This is a genomic window from Burkholderia sp. FL-7-2-10-S1-D7, assembly GCF_001524185.1.
In the GTDB taxonomy this organism is placed as follows: Bacteria; Pseudomonadota; Gammaproteobacteria; order Burkholderiales; family Burkholderiaceae; genus Burkholderia; species Burkholderia diffusa.
The window spans coordinates 212,350-225,364 of sequence record NZ_LOWY01000100.1; the positions used below are offsets into that span (position 1 = coordinate 212,350).

Consider the following 13,015-nt stretch of genomic DNA (forward strand, 5'->3'; position numbering starts at 1 on the left):
ATGGTCCGGAACGGTAGGCGGAAAAGGGGACTCACGCACGCTTCTGCAGCGATGGCCGCAGCACGTCGGCGAGGGGGCGCGGGTCGATCCAGTCGGCGACGTCGAAGTCGGCTTCCAGAAAGCCGTGGTCGTGCAGAAAGGTCTTGAAGTCGTCGAGCGCGGCGACTGATTCCTCGTCGAGGTTGACCCCGAGATGCCGGTGCAGCTGGTTGCCGTACGCGGCGCGGACCCAGTCGATCGACGACGCGGTTTCGCCGGCCACGTAATGCGCGGTCTCGTCGGGATGCGTGCCGGCCCAGTCGCCGGCTGCGACCACGAGCTTCAGGAAACCGGCGACGATGTCCGGATGATTCGCGAGCACGTCCGCGTTGACGGTCAGCGGGCGCGGCGTGCCGTTGTTGTTGCGAATCGCGCGCTCCGGATGAAAGCCGATGTCGATCACGACGTGCGCGCCGATCAGCTGTGCGATCTCGAGGCCGGTCGAACCCTTCACGTAGATCGCGTCGACCTCGCCGCGCAGCAGCGCGCCGGCTTCGGCCGCATACAGCGCGCGGCTCGAAAAGCCGTGCGGTGACGCGAACAGGTCCGCGGCGTGTGCCGGCCCGACGGCCTGCAGCGTGCGTGCGCGCACGTCGACGAGTTCGACGTCGCGTATGGCTAGCCCGTCGAGGCTGAGCGCATTGACGAAGCCGCGCAGCGCCGACGCACGAAAGATGTCGATGCGGTCGTCGGGGCGGATCGGGATCGCGATGCGGCGCCCGCGCAACGCCTTCACGGAGCGGATGCCCGACTCGGGCCGCGCGAGGATCAACTGCGATTCGTCGACCCACGACAGCCCGATCAAGCGCGTATTCGCGCCGTTCGAGCGTGCCCACATCGCGGGGATGCTGCCGCCCTGGCGAAACGACTGCGCGAGCGTTTGATCGCTGATCGACGACACGTCGTGCCGTGTGGCGCCGCGCGGCGAGCGGATCGCGACGCCGTCGGCCGACGTCTCGCCGTTGAGCCAGCCGAGATGCACGGCGATGCCGAGCGGGGTCGGCACGGGCGATCGGGCGTACCAGAATGTCTGCTGCTTGTCCGATGACGAATCGGGCCTGTCTGTCATGGGTGAGATTCCCTCTCTGCTTGAGCATGGTTGAAGCGCGGTTGCGTACGGTGTCGGTGTCGCACGCGCGGGCCGGTCAACGTTGCAAGTTCCGGGCCAGTGAACGGAAGCGGCTCGGCCGCACGCGACGCGGGCATCGCGCGGGAGGCGCGGTGCTTGCGCCGATGCGTGGCCTGTTGCGTCAGCAACAGTCGCGGCGGCCACTGTTGCGCGCGCAGCAGCGGTGTGGTCGGTGCAGCAGTGCGATACGTGCGCGTCGTGACGGCCTGGGCCATCGCGAGCGGGTGCGATCCGATTGCCGCTGATGGCCGGTGTGCAAGGCACTGCGCAGGTTCGCCGGCGGCCACGCACGCGCTGTTGAGCGCGCGTTGGCACACCGCGTGCTTTACAGCGCAGCACACGCGCGGCACGCCGATGCCGCACGCAATCCGAATGGCCCGACCAGGAGAACTCCGATGGCTGTTGAATTTCTGTGGCGCCTGCCGATGCATGGCGACGGCCGGCGCGCACACGACCTGCATACGCGCGGCGAATGGAACCGCCAGCGCGCATCGCGTGTCGCGCCGAAAGTCGACGATGACGATTTCGGCTACATCGACTATCTGTCGCAGGTCGCGCGCGCGGCCGATATCGCCGGCTTCCACGGCGCGCTGATTCCAATCTTCCGCTTCACCGAGGAGCCATGGGTCGTGGCGGCCGCGCTGGCGCGCGAGACGCGCCGGCTGCGACTCCTGATCGCGCTGCAGCCGCATTTCGTGCATCCGGTCTATGCGGCGCAGATGGCCGCGAGCCTGCAGCGGATCAGCCGTGGCCGAGTCGAGTGGAACGTCGTCACGGGCGGCGGCGGCCCCGACCAGCGTGCATACGGCGACTTTATCGATCACGACAGCCGCTATGCGCGCACCGACGAATTCCTCGATGTCGTGAAGGGCGTCGCGGCCGGCGAGCCGTTCACGTTCGACGGCCGCTTCTACCGCGTCGAAGCCGGTGGCCTGCTGCCGCCGCTGAGCGGCCAGAAGCCGCCGCGCATCTACCTGGCCGGTGCGAGCGACGCCGCGCTCGCGGTCGCCGCGAAGCACGGCGACGTGCACCTGAGCTGGGGCGAGCCGCTCGCGAAACAGAAGGAGGTGATCGATGCGGCGCGTCGCGCGCTCGATCGGCAGAACGCCGAGCGCGACCTGCGCTTCGGCATGCGCATCGACATCCTGGCGCGCGAGACCGAGGCGCAGGCCTGGGCCGAGTTGCGGCAGATGTTCGCGACGGTGGGCGACGCAACGCGCAACGGTTTCGGCGGGCGCGGCGAATCGTCGGAGTCGGTCGGCGCGAAACGTCAGTTCGCGCTGCACCAGGGCAACACGCAACACTTCGACGACCTGATCGTCGGCCCGAACCTGTGGGCCGGGATGTCGCAGATCCGCGGCGGCCCCGGTTGCGTGATCGTCGGCAGCCACGAGCAGGTGGCCGAGCGGCTCGCGGAGTACGTCGACATCGGCGTCTCGACGTTCATTCTCGCGAGCAACCCGCATCTCGAGGAGGCGTACCGCGTGGGCGAGGAAGTGCTGCCGCTCGTCGACGGCGCGCTGAACGCGCGCGGTACGCAGGCGGCGCTGCGCGTGGCCGGCGCATGAACGCGACTGCATTCCCGCGCCATCCAACGACATCGACAAGGACATTCACCATGACGACACTCGCTGCGCAGGTCACGGCCTGCGACGCACTCTGGTACACGCGCTGCCCGGTGCCGACCGCGCTCGGCATCGCCGTGCACCGCGGCTGGTTCGACGAGGAGTTCGGGCCGGACGGCATCGCGCTGCATTCGCTGCAGGAGACGGCCGACGCCGGCAAGCGCGAATCGCATTTCGATCACAGCCTGCCGCACTCGTTCCGGCAGGGCGGCAACATTCCCGCGCTGTGGGCGCGGGCACGCGGCGCCGATACGCGCGTGATCGGCCTGTCGTGGACCAACGAATTCCAGGCGATCGTCACGCTGCCCGATCGCGGCATCCGCTCCGTGCGCGATCTGCGCGGCCGGCGGCTCGGGCTGCCGCGCCATCCGATCAGCATCGACTTCTGGCGGGCGGCCGCGCTGAAAGGCTTCCTGAGTGCGCTCGAACTGGAAGGGCTCGGGCACGGCGACGCCGAATGGGTCGACCTGCCCGACGAACGCGAACGTCGCACCGGGCCCGCTTCGTTCACGCGCGGCCCGCACGAGTACGGGCTCGAGGTCGCGGCGCTCGTGCGCGGCGAGGTCGACGCGGTGTTCGTGAAAGGTGTCGAAGGGCTCGAAACCGTGCATCTGATCGACGCGCAGGTCGTCATCGATCTCGGCGCGCACCCCGATCCGCTCGTGCGGATCGGCAACGGCACGCCGCGCACGCTGACCGTCGACCGCGCGCTGATCGACGCGCGCCCCGATCTCGTGAGCCGCTTCCTGTCGGTGGTGGTGGGGGCGGGCGACTGGGCCGCGCGCCATCCGGCGGAGACGGTCGCCTATATCGGCCGCGAGACGCGCGCATCCGACGAGTGGGTGCGCTATGCGTACGGAGCGGACGTGCACCGCCATCTGGAGACGGGGCTCGCGCAGACGTCGATCGACGGGCTGGTCGCGTTCAAGGACTTCCTGGTCGAGTGGGGCTTTCTCGAACGGGATTTCGATGCGCGCGCCTGGATCGACCCGGCGCCGTTCACGCGCATCGACCGGCAACGCCATGCGTGGGTCGCGTAGCGCGCCGCGGCGCGTCATTGCAAGGAGTCGAGCATGACAGGTCTGACGATCGAATACGGCTTGCCGCCGGCACGCCGGCACGCGGCGCGTACTGCGCCGCGCGCGGGTACGGGCAGGGTGGCGGGGGTGGTGCGTCCGCCGTCCGCTTCGCCTTCGGCACGGCCGGATGCGCGAGCGGCGAAACCGGGCGCGTGGCGCGTCACGGGTGGGATTGCGCTCGCTGTCACGGCACTGCATGCGGGTGTCGCGCTGCTGGCCGCGCGCGCACCTGCCGCGCCGCCGGTGCAGCCGCCGCGGCCGCTGCCGATGACGGTCGAACTGACGCGGCCGCCCGAACCGTTGCCGCAAGCCGTGCATCAGCCGCCACCGGTGGTGCCGCCGAAACCGCTGAAGCAGGCGCCGACCCCGCCGAAGCCGCGTGCGGCCGTCGCGCATCCGGCGCCTGCACTGACTGCCGCGCCGCAAACAACGCGCGAGGCGGCCCCCGCGACGGCGGCACCGGCCGTCGCGACGCCAGCCGCACAGGCCGCGCAAGCCGCACCCGTGCGCGAAACCGCACCGATCGGCGACGCGGCCTACCTGCGCAACCCGGCGCCCGACTATCCGGCGTTCGCGCAGGACCAGGGCTGGGAAGGGCGCGTCGTGCTGCGCGTGCACGTGCTCGCGAACGGCACGCCGGATTCCGTCGAGGTCCGCACGAGCAGCGGCCGCCGCATGCTCGACAACGCGGCGGTGGCTGCGGTGAAGCGCTGGACGTTCGTGCCCGCGAAGCGCGGCGACGAAGCGGTCGACGGCTGGGTCAACGTGCCGATCGATTTCAAGCTGGGCTGACCCGCCGGGTGGCCCGCCACATTTTTCAAGGAACTCACATCATGAATGGCATCCCGACCACCTTCATCGTCCAGGGCGCGCTCTGGCTGCTCGTCCTCTTCTCCGTCGTCACGTGGACGCTGATCGTCGTGAAGGCGATCCAGAGCCTGCGGGCGAGCGCGCGCAACCGGCGTTACGTCAGCGCGTTCTGGGCGGCCAACAGCTTTCACGAGGCCGCCGCGCTCGACGGCGCGAACAGCCCGGTGGGCGAACTCGCCGCGACGGGCTTCGACGCGCTGCGGCGCGCCGACGAAAGCAGCGCGCACGATCTCGAACACAGCTGGAGCCGCCACGACCTGCTCGAACGTCATCTCCGGCAGCAGATCCACAACGCGCGCCGGCGCGAGGAGGCGGGGCTGGCGGTGCTCGCGTCGATCGGCAGCACCGCGCCGTTCGTCGGCCTGTTCGGCACCGTGTTCGGCATCATCCACGCGCTGACCGCGATCACGCACAGCGCGTCGGCGAGCATCGACGTCGTGGCCGGGCCGATCGGCGAGGCGCTCGTCGCGACCGGGATCGGCATCGCGGTCGCCGTGCCGGCCGTGCTCGCGTACAACTTCTTCGTGCGTCGCGTGAAGGCCGCGTCGGCCGATCTCGATGCGTTCGCCACCGATTTCGTCACGCTCGCGCAGAAAGCCGGCTTCCGCGTGCCGGCCGCCTCGACCGTGCCTGCGCCGGCGCGCCGTGCCGACGACACCCGTCAGGAGGCATTCGCGTAATGGCCTTCTCTTCTTCCTCCGACAACGACGACGTGCTCAGCGAAATCAACATCACGCCGCTCGTCGACGTGATGCTCGTGCTGCTCGTCGCATTCATCGTCACGGCGCCGCTGCTCAACAACGCGGTGCACGTGAATCTGCCGAACACCGTCGCCACGGCGCCGGCCGATCGCAAGCCGAACGTCACCGTGAGCGTCGACGACAAGGGCGTCGTGTATCTCGACAAGCGCGCGGTCGCACTGGCCGCGGTGCCGGCCGAGCTGGCCGCGCTGAAGGCCGGCCGGCCCGATGTCGCGCTCGACCTGCAGGCCGACGAGCACGTGCCGTACGGCACGGTCGCGAAGCTGATGGCCGCGATCGAGCATGCGGGCATCACGCGGCTGTCGGTGCTCACCGCGCCGCGCGGCTGACGCGCGGTTCACGACTTCCTTTAAGAACGTATCCATGAGCATCACGGCTTCCCGTAACGTCCAGTCGATCTGGTACACACGCTGTCCGGTGCCGACGCCGCTCGGCATCGCCGCGCATCTTGGCTGGCTCGACAGCGAATTCGCCGGCGACGGCATCACCGTGCGCGCGCTGCAGGAAAGCCAGCACGCGGCGCTGCATCACGCGCACATCGATCATTCGCTCGACAACGCATTCCGGCAGGGCGGCAGCATTCCCGCGCTGTGGGCGCGCGCGGCCGGCGCCGATACGCGCGTGGTCGCCCTGACCTGGGTCGACGAGGCGCAGGCGATCGTCGCGCTGCCGGAAAGCGGCCTGAAGCGGCCGAAGGACCTGCGCGGGCGCCGCATCGGCCTGCCGCGCCGCGACGGCGAGCGCATCGACATCTTCCGTGCAGCAGCGCTGCGCGGCTTCGTCTGCGCGCTGTCGCTCGACGGGCTCGGCCCCGCCGACGTCGAATGGATCGACGTGCCCGCGTCGACCCTGCGCGCACCGGTGTCGATACCGGCGACGCGCGACGCGGCATTCAGCCATCCCGCGAGCCTGTCGAGCCGCCGGCTCTATGCGGCCGAAGCGGCTGCGCTCGTGCGCGGCGAGGTCGACGCGATCTACGTGAAGGGTTCGCTCGGGCTCGAAACCGCGCACCTGATCGGCGCGCAGCCGGTCGTCGACATCGGCTTTCATCCCGATCCGCAGATCCGCATCAACAACGGGTCGCCGCGGCCGCTGACCGTCAATGCGTCGACGCTCGAACGCCATCCCGACATCGTCAGCCGCTTCCTCGCGCGCGTGACCGATGTCGAAGGCTGGGCGCGCGAGCACGAGCAGGAAGTGCTCGGCTATCTCGGCCGCGAGACGGGATCGGGCCATGACTGGCTGCGGCTCGCGTACGGCGCGGACGTGCACCGGCGGCTGCGCACGGATCTCGACGAAGCATCGGTTGCCGCGCTCGACGATTTCAAGCGCTTCCTCGTCGAATGGCGATTCCTGCCGGCCGACTTCGACGTGCGTGCGTGGGTCGACCGGCGCGCGCTCGACGGCATCGCGACGCTGTCTCGCGACGCTGCGCGGTGAGCGCGCCGGCACGCGTCGCCGACGCATGGCGGCGCGAGCGTTTCACCGGCGGCTTCATGCTGCTGGCGCTCGCGAGCGGCACGACGATCAGCATGGCGCAGCTCGCGACGACGCTGTACGCGCTCGCGCTCGGCGTCGACAGCGCGCGGCTCGGCATCATCGCGGCGATGGAGCCGCTCGGCATCGCGTTGATGACGCTGCCGGCCGGGCTGCTCGTCGCGCGCTACGGCGCGCGGCGCGTGTACTTCGTCGCGAGCATGGGCCCGATGCTGCTCAATCTCGTCGTGCCGTTTACCGGCGCATGGCCGCTGATCGCGCTCACGCAAGTGTTGATCGGGCTGTGCATCCCGTTCCGGATCGTGTCGATCAGCGGCGTGTTCCTCGCGCGTCTCGCGCAGATCGGGCTCGCGCGCGCCGGTTGGTACCGCGCGGCGATGTCGGTCGGTACCGGCATGGTCGGGCCATGGCTCGCGAGCTGGCTGATCGGCGCGCATGGCGCGGTCGCGACGTTCTGCGTGGCATCGGCGAGCTTCGCGGGCATGGCGCTGTTCAGCCGGACGCTGCTCGGCGGCGCGGAGCCTGCGGCACGCGCTGAGCAACCTGAACCCGGAGGCCTGCGCGCATTGCTGGCGCTCGCATGGAGTCACGACGTGCGCGAGCAGCTCATGCTGGAAGCCGTGAACAGCGCGACACGTTCGCTCGCCGGCGCGTATACGGTGGTGCTGGCGATCCAGTCGCTCGGGCTGTCGCAGACGAAAGCCGTCGCGCTGCTGACGCTGCAGGGCGTTGTCGCGGTGATCGCGCTGTTCGGCCTCGGGCATGTCGCGCAGCGGATGACGGCGCGCCGTTGCCAAGCGCTCAGTCTTGCCGGTGGCGTGGCCGGATTGCTCGCGCTGGGTCTTGCGCATGACGCATGGATCGTCGGTGCGGGACTCGCCGCGCTGTGCGGCGGGTCGTCGCTGCTGCATCTCGTCAATATGCAGCGTCTCGGCCGCCACCCGGCCGACAAGAGCCAGGTGTCGAGCCTCTACAACCTCGCGTCGATGACGGGCGCGTTCTGCGGCCCGCTGGCCGGCAGCGCGCTCGTGCCGGTCGTCGGATTGCCGGGCATGTTTCTGTGCTGGCTGCCCGTCGTCGTGCTGGTTGCGTTCGCGTTGCGCGTCGCAACGGGGCGGCGCGAGGTATCGCATCCCGTGACTGAATAGCTGTCCTGACGACCATCGGATCGGGTGTTACGGAATCGGCGCAGTGTTGCGTGACAAGCAGTTTGCTTCCCGTCACAGATGCGCATGCAGCAACACCTGCACCACACCCATGCCGGAAGCCCCGTCCGACGGGCCTCTCGATGCTGGCATCCGAATTGCAATAGGTCACCCGTGCGTCGTGCACGCACGTGCGTTCAACCGATCAAACAGGATGACTCATCGATGTTCAGGAAAAAACTAATCGTCACCGCGCTGGGGGGACTGCTGACGGGCGGGGCCGTATCGTTGCCCGCATGGGCGGAAGATGGCGCAGTGGCGGCGGCACCGGACGCGAAGCCGGCGCAACAGGACGCGGACGATGCAGCCGCGGCGGCACCGACGGCAGCCCGCGCGAACCGCGGCGCGGCTGCACGCGAAACGAACCTCGGCACGGTGACGGTGACCGCGCGCCGGCGCAAGGAGAGCATCCAGGACGTACCGGTCGCGGTGAGCGCGCTGAGCGGCGACACGATCAGGAACAACGAGTTGCGCGTGGTGAACGACGTCACGAAGTACGTGCCGAACTTCACCGGCCAGTCGACCGAAGGCCGCGAGCGGCCGCGCTGGTTCCTGCGCGGCGTCGGCAGCAACGATCCGTCGGACCTGTCGCTGAGCCCGATCGGCGTGTATTTCGACGACGTCTACATCAACAGTGTGTTCGGGCAGGGCTTCCCGCTGTTCGACCTCGATCGCATCGAAGTGCTGCGCGGCCCGCAGGGCACGCTGTGGGGCAAGAATACCGTCGGCGGTGCGCTCAGCATCACGTCGCAGAGGCCGACCTTCGACGTGAGCGGCTACGGCAAGATCGGACTCGGCCAGTACAACAGCCGGCTCGCGGAAGCCGCGATCGGCGGGCCGATCGGCAAGAACGACGTGCTGGCCGCGCGCGTGTCGGTGTATCACGAGAACGCCGACAGCTTCTACACGAACACCGTGCAGCAAGGGCGCTTCGGCGGCTTCCACGACAATGCGGTGCGCTTCCAGGTGCTGGCCGTGCCGACCTCGGACACGGACTTCTTGTTCAACATCCACGGCCGCAACTACACGGGCGGCGGCAATGCGTGGCACGCGCAGGGCGCGGGGCCGGGCGGCGCGAACCAGTTCGGCTTCGTCGGGTCGAGCGATCCGTACACGGTGTCGCTCAATGCGCCGTCGAACGATCACATCTCGACCTGGGGCACGTCGCTCACCGCGCACTGGCGCATCAACCCGGCGGTGACGCTGACGTCGATCACCGCGTTCGAAGGGCTGCACCGCTGGTACCAGGACGACGAGGACTATTCGGCGTTCGACGCCGCGCGCTCGCACGATCGCTTGTCGAGCCGCCAGTTCTCGCAGGAATTCCGGCTCGAATCGCCGCAGAACGACCGGCTCAGCTGGCTCGTCGGTACGCATCTGTTCACCGAGCAACTGGCCGAGGAGGGTGCCGGCGGCGGCCTGCCGGGCGCGCCGTCGCCCGCGTTCTACCACTTGACCGACCTCACGCAGCACACCCAGAGCGCGGCGATCTTCGGCAGCGTGAAGTATCGGTTCACCGACCGCTTCAACGTGACGGGCGGGCTGCGTTACACGATCGAGCGCAAGAACATCAACCTGACCGGGCTGCAGAACACCGGCAACGTGACGTTCAGCAATCCGGGCAGCTGGTGGGATCCGTCGTCGGTGTCGTCGCCGCTGGCGGTCAGCGCGCGGCAGAACCAGACGAACACGTGGCGGGCGCCGACCTGGGACCTCACGCCCGAATATGCGCTCAGCAGCAACGTGCGCGCGTATTTCCGCTATGCGCGCGGCTTCCGTTCGGGCGGCTACAACGGCAACGCGTATACGCAGAGCACGGTGTCGACCGTGTCGCCGGAGTACCTGACCGACTACGAATTCGGCATCAAGAGCGAGTGGTTCGACAAGCGGCTGATCGTCAACGCGAGCGTGTTCCACTACGACTATCGCGACATCCAGGTGTTCGCGCTGGCGCCGAATCCGTTCGGCGGCCCGCCGGTGTCGACGCTGTCGAATGCGGGCCAGGGGCGCGCGGACGGCTTCGAGCTGGAGCTGAAGGCGCAGCCGGTCAACAGCCTCTACCTGTTCGCGAACCTCGGGATGCTGAACACGCGCTACACGGAGTTCCGCTATGTACCGACCGCCGTCGGCAATTCGTTCGCGCGTTCGCCGCATACGACGATCAACGCGGGCTTCGACTATCGCGTGCCGGTATCGTTCGGCACGCTGACGGCCGGCGGCGACGTGAATTACCGCAGCCGCGAGTACTTCAGCGCGACGCGGCAGACGATACCGCAGCTCTGGCAGGGTGGCTACACGGTGCTGAACGCGCACGTGTCCTATACGACGCCGAACCAGAAGTACATCGTGACGGGCTACGTGACGAACCTGACCAACAAGGTCTACAAGAAACTCGAGCTGCTGCCGTCGTATGGAGCGTATCCCGTGCTGTACGGCGATCCTCGGACTGTTGGACTGACGTTCACCGCAAAAATCTAGGTACCGGGTGGTGCCGCACGGTCTCCCGGAGCGAACCTGATTTCCGGGAGGCCGGTTCGAGCGCATCGAAGTCATCGGCGGAAGGGGGGCGATCCGCGTCCCCTCCGATCCAGGTTTAACTCGCGGTTCCGCTTGAGCGGCGAATCGGACGGTGCGGCATGCCCCTTTGGCTTTCACTGCATGAATCGCCGGAATATCCGTCAGGACCGGACTCAGGAAGTCGCGGGACGTGAGAAAGCGTGGCCGAACGTGATGAACTGCGCCGACGACCACACCTTGCTATCGTTGCGCTGCCGTCCAATGAAATAGACAGGGCGGTTGCCGAACGCCGCATTGCCGGGCGTCACCTCGATGCTGCCGGACAGATCGACGGGCAGTTGCTGGTCGGTCAGCCGCTCGACCGCGACGAACAGCTCCGTGCCGCCGAGCGCATGCGTCGCCGTACCACGCGCGCCCAACCTCGCCCCCTCAAAAAATCGACCTTCCCGTATAAGTCGTCAACCACTCCAGCGCCAGCGTCCCCGCCAGCGAGTTCCCGTTCGCATCGAGCCCCGGCGCCCATACGCACACGGCCATGTCACCCGGCAGCACTGCGACGATCCCGCCGCCGACACCGCTCTTGGCAGGCAAGCCGACGCGATAAACGAAGTCGCCCGCCGCGTCGTAGGTGCCACAGGTCAACATCAGCGCCGACAACCGCTTCGCCGAACTCGCATCGACGACCCGCTCGCCAGTGACGGGCGCGACGCCGCCGTTCGCGAGAAACAGCGCCGCTTGCGCAAGCTCGACGCAGTTCATCGTGATCGCACACTGGCGGCAATACGCGTCCACCACCGTGTCGGGCGGCATCTGCATGTTCCCGAAGCTCGCCATGAAATGCGCCATCGCGCGGTTGCGATCCGCGTGCTGCAGTTCCGACAGCGCGACGCGCGAATCGTAGTCGAGATCGGTCGCGCCGATCAGCCGCCGCACGAACTCGACGAGCGCCGTCTCGGCGCGCACGAAGCGGCGGCACAGCACGTCGGTGACGACCAGCGCGCCGGCGTTGATGAACGGGTTGCGCGGCTTGCCGCGCTCGCTTTCGAGCTGAACGAGCGAATTGAACGCGGTGCCGGACGGCTCGCGGCCGACCCGTTCCCACAGCGCATCGCCCAGCAGCTGGAACGCGAGCGTGCAAGCGAACAGCTTCGAGATGCTCTGGATCGAGAAGCGCTCCTGCGCGTCGCCGACCGTGTAAACGTTTCCGTCCAGCGTCACAACGGCCATCCCGAACTTGTCGGCGGGCACTTTGGCGAGCTCGGGAATGTAGTCCGCGACACGTCCCTGGCCGATCCAGGGGGCGAGTTCGGCATGGATGCGTTCGAGGATCGACTGGTAATTCATCGTGTGTGAGGCGGGGCGGGCGCGGCCCGGTTTTCGGAGAGCCCGTATGGAACCGTTTCGGCGCCGATTCGTCAAGCGCGGCGATCATCGCACCCTTATTCTCCAGATCTTCAAACGGGCAATCGGTGGGCGCAGTATCATGCGGTACGTTTCGACCGATGGCCGGCAGCCGGCGCAGGCCCGCCGCCGCCGCGGTTTCCCCGTACGATCCGACCGTTGCCCATGTCTTTTCGCATCCTGCTCGTCGAAGACGACACCCGCCTGTCCACACTGATCGCCGGCTACCTGCGCAAGAACGACTATGAAGTCGACACTGTGCTGCACGGTGACGCCGCCGTGCCGGCGATCCTGTCCACGCGCCCGGATCTCGTCATTCTCGACGTGAACCTGCCGGGCAAGGACGGCTTCGAGATCTGCCGGGAGGCGCGCAAGGCGTACGACGGCGTGATCATCATGGTGACGGCGCGCGACGAGCCGTTCGACGAACTGCTCGGCCTCGAATTCGGCGCCGACGACTACGTGCACAAGCCGGTCGAGCCGCGCATCCTGCTCGCGCGGATCAAGGCGCAGCTGCGCCGCGTCCCCGCGCGCGCGGCCGAGGGCGCCGCGCCGCAACCGGAGCGCTACACGTTCGGCCAGTTCTCGATCGACCGCACCGACCGTTCGGTCGTGCTGCCGGGCGGCGGCTCGCCCGACCTCACGTCGGCCGAGTTCGACCTGCTGTGGGTGCTGGTGTGCCGTGCGGGAGAAGTCGTCAGCCGTGACGACCTGATGCTGCAGCTGCGCGGCGTCGAGTTCGACGGTCTCGACCGCACGATCGACGGGCGCATCTCGAAGCTGCGCCGCAAGCTGCACGACGATGCGGGCAACCCGCAGCGGATCAAGACGATCCGCAGCAAGGGTTACCAGTTCAGCAAGCATGCGTGGGAATGACGCCGGCCCGGCACGA

The 13,015-nt window shown here is 68.4% G+C and carries 12 protein-coding genes; 9 read left to right on the forward strand and 3 right to left on the reverse strand.

The annotated features are described in order from the left end of the window. Positions 1 to 31 precede the first annotated feature (31 nt). Complete coding sequence (locus WS75_RS29060) at positions 32 to 1,108, reverse strand: ABC transporter substrate-binding protein (protein WP_059685802.1); 1,077 nt, start codon at positions 1,106 to 1,108, stop codon at positions 32 to 34. Between the two features lie 455 nt (positions 1,109 to 1,563). On the opposite strand from WS75_RS29060, the gene WS75_RS29065 reads away from it, so the two are divergent. From WS75_RS29065 to WS75_RS29100, 8 genes are all read left to right on the forward strand, one after another. After that, complete coding sequence (locus WS75_RS29065) at positions 1,564 to 2,736, forward strand: LLM class flavin-dependent oxidoreductase (protein ID WP_059685804.1); 1,173 nt, start codon at positions 1,564 to 1,566, stop codon at positions 2,734 to 2,736. A 50-nt stretch (positions 2,737 to 2,786) separates the two neighbouring features. Beyond that, complete coding sequence (locus WS75_RS29070) at positions 2,787 to 3,833, forward strand: ABC transporter substrate-binding protein (RefSeq protein ID WP_059685806.1); 1,047 nt, start codon at positions 2,787 to 2,789, stop codon at positions 3,831 to 3,833. Positions 3,834 to 3,866: 33 nt separating this feature from the next. Then, positions 3,867 to 4,664: an energy transducer TonB gene (locus WS75_RS29075; protein WP_059685808.1), complete on the forward strand. Its 798-nt coding sequence runs from the start codon at positions 3,867 to 3,869 to the stop codon at positions 4,662 to 4,664. A 41-nt stretch (positions 4,665 to 4,705) separates the two neighbouring features. Beyond that, entirely contained in the window at positions 4,706 to 5,422 is a 717-nt protein-coding gene (locus WS75_RS29080; RefSeq protein ID WP_059685810.1) for a MotA/TolQ/ExbB proton channel family protein, read from the forward strand. After that, positions 5,422 to 5,832 (forward strand): ExbD/TolR family protein, encoded by a 411-nt coding sequence (locus WS75_RS29085; protein ID WP_009694203.1) that lies wholly within the window; start codon positions 5,422 to 5,424, stop codon positions 5,830 to 5,832. Before WS75_RS29080 ends, WS75_RS29085 begins: the two co-directional genes overlap by 1 nt. 34 nt (positions 5,833 to 5,866) lie before the next feature. Further along, complete coding sequence (locus WS75_RS29090) at positions 5,867 to 6,943, forward strand: ABC transporter substrate-binding protein (protein WP_059685814.1); 1,077 nt, start codon at positions 5,867 to 5,869, stop codon at positions 6,941 to 6,943. After that, positions 6,940 to 8,148 (forward strand): MFS transporter, encoded by a 1,209-nt coding sequence (locus WS75_RS29095; protein ID WP_059685816.1) that lies wholly within the window; start codon positions 6,940 to 6,942, stop codon positions 8,146 to 8,148. Before WS75_RS29090 ends, WS75_RS29095 begins: the two co-directional genes overlap by 4 nt. 222 nt (positions 8,149 to 8,370) lie before the next feature. Beyond that, positions 8,371 to 10,683: a TonB-dependent receptor gene (locus tag WS75_RS29100; protein WP_059685818.1), complete on the forward strand. Its 2,313-nt coding sequence runs from the start codon at positions 8,371 to 8,373 to the stop codon at positions 10,681 to 10,683. 212 nt (positions 10,684 to 10,895) lie between these two features. Here WS75_RS29100 and WS75_RS29105 read toward each other — a convergent pair whose 3' ends face one another. Both WS75_RS29105 and WS75_RS29110 read right to left on the reverse strand, forming a co-directional pair. Next, on the reverse strand, positions 10,896 to 11,141 hold the full coding sequence (locus WS75_RS29105) for a hypothetical protein (protein ID WP_059685820.1): 246 nt from the start codon (positions 11,139 to 11,141) through the stop codon (positions 10,896 to 10,898). Positions 11,142 to 11,151: 10 nt separating this feature from the next. Continuing rightward, positions 11,152 to 12,066, reverse strand: coding sequence for a glutaminase (locus WS75_RS29110; RefSeq protein ID WP_059685822.1), 915 nt, complete (start codon positions 12,064 to 12,066; stop codon positions 11,152 to 11,154). A gap of 222 nt (positions 12,067 to 12,288) precedes the next feature. Between WS75_RS29110 and WS75_RS29115 the strand changes: the two genes are divergently transcribed. Next, entirely contained in the window at positions 12,289 to 12,999 is a 711-nt protein-coding gene (locus WS75_RS29115) for a response regulator (protein WP_059685824.1), read from the forward strand. The last annotated feature ends 16 nt before the right edge of the window (positions 13,000 to 13,015 follow it).

Coding starts and splice junctions, on each gene's coding strand:
- WS75_RS29060 (WP_059685802.1), bottom strand. CDS start 1,108: ATGACAGACAGGCCCGATTCGTCATCGGACAAGCAGCAGACATTCTGG.
- WS75_RS29065 (WP_059685804.1), top strand. CDS start 1,564: ATGGCTGTTGAATTTCTGTGGCGCCTGCCGATGCATGGCGACGGCCGG.
- WS75_RS29070 (WP_059685806.1), top strand. CDS start 2,787: ATGACGACACTCGCTGCGCAGGTCACGGCCTGCGACGCACTCTGGTAC.
- WS75_RS29075 (WP_059685808.1), top strand. CDS start 3,867: ATGACAGGTCTGACGATCGAATACGGCTTGCCGCCGGCACGCCGGCAC.
- WS75_RS29080 (WP_059685810.1), top strand. CDS start 4,706: ATGAATGGCATCCCGACCACCTTCATCGTCCAGGGCGCGCTCTGGCTG.
- WS75_RS29085 (WP_009694203.1), top strand. CDS start 5,422: ATGGCCTTCTCTTCTTCCTCCGACAACGACGACGTGCTCAGCGAAATC.
- WS75_RS29090 (WP_059685814.1), top strand. CDS start 5,867: ATGAGCATCACGGCTTCCCGTAACGTCCAGTCGATCTGGTACACACGC.
- WS75_RS29100 (WP_059685818.1), top strand. CDS start 8,371: ATGTTCAGGAAAAAACTAATCGTCACCGCGCTGGGGGGACTGCTGACG.
- WS75_RS29110 (WP_059685822.1), bottom strand. CDS start 12,066: ATGAATTACCAGTCGATCCTCGAACGCATCCATGCCGAACTCGCCCCC.
- WS75_RS29115 (WP_059685824.1), top strand. CDS start 12,289: ATGTCTTTTCGCATCCTGCTCGTCGAAGACGACACCCGCCTGTCCACA.